This is a genomic window from Actinomycetospora straminea (genome assembly GCF_028737255.1).
Lineage (GTDB): Bacteria > Actinomycetota > Actinomycetes > Mycobacteriales > Pseudonocardiaceae > Actinomycetospora > Actinomycetospora straminea.
Genome location: NZ_JAQZAN010000048.1, coordinates 1 through 5,472 on the forward strand (window position 1 = coordinate 1; position 5,472 = coordinate 5,472).

Below are 5,472 nucleotides of genomic sequence, written 5' to 3' on the forward strand. Positions count from 1 at the left end.
GGTGTGGGGGTGGTCGGGTGTTCCGGCGGTGTCCTACTCTCCCACGACCTGTCGGTCGCAGTACCATCGGCGCTGGAGGGCTTAGCTTCCGGGTTCGGGATGGGTCCGGGCGTTTCCCCTCCGCTGTGACCACCGGAACACCCCACCACCCCCACGTGTGGGGGGTGGGGTGTGTGGTCGTTGGGATATGCACAGTGGACGCGGGCATGCAGTGTTTCGTTACGTGCGCAGTTGGAGTTTGCCGTGAGTCTTGATGGGTGTGTGGGCAAGTCCTCGGCCTATTAGTACCAGTCCACTGAACGCCTTGCGGCGATTACATGTCTGGCCTATCAACCCACTGGTCTGGTGGGGGCCTTAACCCTCTGTGGGGTGGGAGACCTCATCTTGGAACAGGCTTCCCGCTTAGATGCCTTCAGCGGTTATCCTTTCCGAACGTAGCCAACCAGCCGTGCCCCTGGCGGGACAACTGGCACACCAGAGGTTCGTCCGTCCCGGTCCTCTCGTACTAGGGACAGCCTTCCTCAAGTCTCCTGCGCGCGCGGCGGATAGGGACCGAACTGTCTCACGACGTTCTAAACCCAGCTCGCGTACCGCTTTAATGGGCGAACAGCCCAACCCTTGGGACCTACTCCAGCCCCAGGATGCGACGAGCCGACATCGAGGTGCCAAACCATGCCGTCGATATGGACTCTTGGGCAAGATCAGCCTGTTATCCCCGGGGTACCTTTTATCCGTTGAGCGACACCCCATCCACCTGGTGGTGCCGGATCACTAGTCCCGACTTTCGTCCCTGCTCGACCCGTCGGTCTCACAGTCAAGCTCCCTTGTGCACTTGCACTCGACACCTGGTTGCCGACCAGGCTGAGGGAACCTTTGGGCGCCTCCGTTACCCTTTGGGAGGCAACCGCCCCAGTTAAACTACCCACCAGGCACTGTTCCTGGACCAGATCATGGTCCGAGGTTAGATGCCCAATTCGACCAGAGTGGTATTTCAACGTTGACTCCACGACCACTGGCGTGGCCGCTTCCCCGTCTCCCACCTATCCTACACAAGCCGAACCGAGCACCAATACCAAGCTGTAGTGAAGGTCCCGGGGTCTTTCCGTCCTGCCGCGCGTAACGAGCATCTTTACTCGTAGTGCAATTTCGCCGAGTCTGTGGTCGAGACAGCGGGGAAGTCGTTACGCCATTCGTGCAGGTCGGAACTTACCCGACAAGGAATTTCGCTACCTTAGGATGGTTATAGTTACCACCGCCGTTTACTGGCGCTTAAGTTCTCAGCTTCGGCCTTGCGGCCTAACCGGTCCCCTTAACGTTCCAGCACCGGGCAGGCGTCAGTCCGTATACATCGTCTTGCGACTTCGCACGGACCTGTGTTTTTAGTAAACAGTCGCTTCCCCCTGGTCTCTGCGGCCCCACCCCGCTAACCCGCAAGGGGTTTCACGGGACAGGGCCCCCCTTCTCCCGAAGTTACGGGGGCATTTTGCCGAATTCCTTGACCACAGTTCGCTCGAACGCCTCGGTATTCTCTACCTGACCACCTGTGTTGGTTTGGGGTACGGGTCGCGTAGGAACTCGCTAGAGGCTTTTCTCGGCAGCATGGGATCACTCTGCTTCGCCTCAACCGGCTATGCGTCACGTCTCAGCCTTGATGGTGTACGGATTTGCCTGTACACCGGCCTACACGCTTGCACCAGCACTACCACTAGCTGGCGGAGCTGCCCTCCTGCGTCACCCCATCGCTTGGCTACTACCAGGCGGGGTCCCGCGCTCCCCCCGAGCTGCTCCCGAAGGAGACAACCGGGGTTCGGGCGGTTAGCACACCTGGATTCGCCAGGGACGCGCCTACACGAGCACGGGAATATCAACCCGTTGTCCATCGACTACGCCTGTCGGCCTCGCCTTAGGTCCCGGCTCACCCTGGGCGGAAAAACCTGGCCCAGGAACCCTTGGTCATCCGGCGGCAGAGTTTCTCACTCTGCTATCGCTACTCATGCCTGCATTCTCACTCACACGGGCTCCACGGCTGGATCACTCCGCCGCTTCACCGCCCGCATGACGCTCCCCTACCCAACACCACCACCAGCTACTGCCACTACAGCAGAGCAGTGTTCACGTGGTGTTGCCGCGGCTTCGGCGGTGCGCTTGAGCCCCGCTACATTGTCGGCGCAGGACCACTTGACCAGTGAGCTATTACGCACTCTTTCAAGGATGGCTGCTTCTAAGCCAACCTCCTGGTTGTCTGGGCGATCCCACATCCTTTCCCACTTAGCGCACGCTTAGGGGCCTTAGCCGGCGATCTGGGCTGTTTCCCTCTCGACGACGAACCTTATCGCCCGCCGTCTCACTGCCGCGCTACACGCTCACCGGCATTCGGAGTTTGGCTGACTTCAGTAAGCTTGTCGGCCCCCTAGGCCAACCAGTGCTCTACCTCCGGTGAGTACCACGCGACGCTGCACCTAAATGCATTTCGGGGAGAACCAGCTATCACGGAGTTTGATTGGCCTTTCACCCCTACCCACAGCTCATCCCCCAGGTTTTCAACCCTGGTGGGTTCGGGCCTCCACGCCGTCTTACCGGCGCTTCACCCTGGCCATGGGTAGATCACTCCGCTTCGGGTCTAGAGCACGCGACTAGCAACGCCCTGTTCGGACTCGCTTTCGCTACGGCTACCCCTCGACGGGTTAACCTCGCCACGTACCGCTAACTCGCAGGCTCATTCTTCAAAAGGCACGCCATCACCCCGCTATAAAGCTCAGGCTCTGACGGCTTGTAGGCACACGGTTTCAGGTACTATTTCACTCCCCTCCCGGGGTACTTTTCACCTTTCCCTCACGGTACTCGTCCGCTATCGGTCACCAGGGAGTATTTAGGCTTACCGGGTGGTCCCGGCAGATTCACAGCGAATTACACGGGCTCGCTGCTACTCGGGCACGCCACCACGAGGTGGGCGATGTTTTCGTCTACGGGGGTCTCACCCTCTACGCCGACGCGTCCCAACGCCTTCGACTAACACCACACCACCACCGCACCAGCACGGCAGTACCGGTCCGTGACGCCCCACAACACCCCACCAGCAACGCCTGCCGGCTCTCACACTGGCGGGGTTTAGCCTCATCCGCTTTCGCTCGCCACTACTCACGGAATCACTCTTGTTTTCTTCTCCTGCGGGTACTGAGATGTTTCACTTCCCCGCGTTCCCTCCCACCGTCCTATACATTCAGACAGCGGTGACACCCCATGACGGGTGCCGGGTTTCCCCATTCGGACACCCTCGGATCAACGCTCGGTTGACAGCTCCCCGAGGACTATCGCGGCCTCCCACGTCCTTCATCGGCTCCTGGTGCCCAGGCATCCACCGTGCGCCCTTGACAACTTGACCAACACACACATCAAGAAATCACGACACAAATGTGCACAGAAACAAAAGATGCTCGCGTCCACTGTACAATTCTCAACGACCACACGAACCGAGGCCGCACCCCACCCACAGGCGAAGCCGGCCCCGACCGTCCCAGAAAGAGCAGCGCTCAGGCTGTCCTCTCAGGACCCAACAGTGTGCCGCCCCCACGACCCTTGCTCGGGCCTCGGGGGACATGTCTGGTGTTTCCACTTTTTCTCGAGCAACCCCCTCCCACCCCACACCCACGCCCGAAGACGCGAGACACGGGAGGTACTGGGGCCCTCCACCACCACCCGGCGACGCGCAGGACACTCGCCTGCGAGCACCACCAGACCAGCGGTGTTCGGTGAAGCTCCTTAGAAAGGAGGTGATCCAGCCGCACCTTCCGGTACGGCTACCTTGTTACGACTTCGTCCCAATCGCCAGTCCCACCTTCGACCGCTCCCCCCCTTGCGGGTTGGGCCACGGGCTTCGGGTGTTACCGACTTTCGTGACGTGACGGGCGGTGTGTACAAGGCCCGGGAACGTATTCACCGCAGCGTTGCTGATCTGCGATTACTAGCGACTCCGACTTCACGGGGTCGAGTTGCAGACCCCGATCCGAACTGAGACCGGCTTTACGAGATTCGCTCCACCTCACGGCTTCGCAGCCCTCTGTACCGGCCATTGTAGCATGTGTGAAGCCCTGGACATAAGGGGCATGATGACTTGACGTCATCCCCACCTTCCTCCGAGTTGACCCCGGCAGTCTCCCATGAGTCCCCGGCATGACCCGCTGGCAACATAGGACAAGGGTTGCGCTCGTTGCGGGACTTAACCCAACATCTCACGACACGAGCTGACGACAGCCATGCACCACCTGCACACCAGCCACAAGGGAACGCCCATCTCTGGACGCGTCTGGTGCATGTCAAACCCAGGTAAGGTTCTTCGCGTTGCATCGAATTAATCCACATGCTCCGCCGCTTGTGCGGGCCCCCGTCAATTCCTTTGAGTTTTAGCCTTGCGGCCGTACTCCCCAGGCGGGGCGCTTAATGCGTTAGCTGCGGCACGGAACCCGTGGAATGGACCCCACACCTAGCGCCCAACGTTTACGGCATGGACTACCAGGGTATCTAATCCTGTTCGCTACCCATGCTTTCGCTCCTCAGCGTCAGTATCGGCCCAGAGACCCGCCTTCGCCACCGGTGTTCCTCCTGATATCTGCGCATTTCACCGCTACACCAGGAATTCCAGTCTCCCCTGCCGAACTCTAGTGATGCCCGTATCGACCGCACGCCCAGAGTTAAGCCCCAGGTTTTCACGGCCGACGCGACACACCGCCTACGAGCTCTTTACGCCCAATAATTCCGGACAACGCTCGCACCCTACGTATTACCGCGGCTGCTGGCACGTAGTTGGCCGGTGCTTCTTCTCGACCTACCGTCACCCCACCCAAAAGATGGAGCTTCGTCGATCGCGAAAGAGGTTTACAACCCGAAGGCCGTCATCCCTCACGCGGCGTTGCTGCGTCAGGCTTCCGCCCATTGCGCAAGATTCCCCACTGCTGCCTCCCGTAGGAGTCTGGGCCGTGTCTCAGTCCCAGTGTGGCCGATCACCCTCTCAGGCCGGCTATCCGTCGTCGCCTTGGTAGGCCATCACCCCACCAACAAGCTGATAGACCGCGGGCCCATCCCCCACCGAAAAAACTTTCCACCAAGAAACATGCATCCCTTGGTCCTATCCGGTATTAGACCCAGTTTCCCAGGCTTATCCCGAAGTGGAGGGCAGGTCACCCACGTGTTACTCACCCGTTCGCCGCTCGTGTACCCCGAAGGGCCTTACCGCTCGACTTGCATGTGTTAAGCACGCCGCCAGCGTTCGTCCTGAGCCAGGATCAAACTCTCCAACAAAAAACATTGGAACAAAACAGTCCCAGCAAAAACCCGGCCCCCACTGGCAAACAAGGACCAGGCCACTCAAAGAAACCCCACGACACCACACACGCCACCAGGACGCCATGCGATGCCGACGAGGACAAACACACCAAACATTCAGCACACTGTTGAGTTCTCAAAGGACAACCACAC

The 5,472-nt window shown here is 59.9% G+C and carries 3 rRNA genes; all 3 read right to left on the minus strand.

Annotated features, from left to right (window positions below):
• Positions 1–20 precede the first annotated feature (20 nt).
• Positions 21–137 (minus strand): 5S ribosomal RNA (gene rrf / locus PH190_RS30485).
• Positions 138–261: 124 nt separating this feature from the next.
• A 23S ribosomal RNA gene (locus PH190_RS30490) occupies positions 262–3,382 on the minus strand.
• Between the two features lie 381 nt (positions 3,383–3,763).
• Positions 3,764–5,295 (minus strand): 16S ribosomal RNA (locus PH190_RS30495).
• The 16S, 23S and 5S rRNA genes sit together here, the layout of an rRNA operon.
• Positions 5,296–5,472 lie beyond the last annotated feature (177 nt).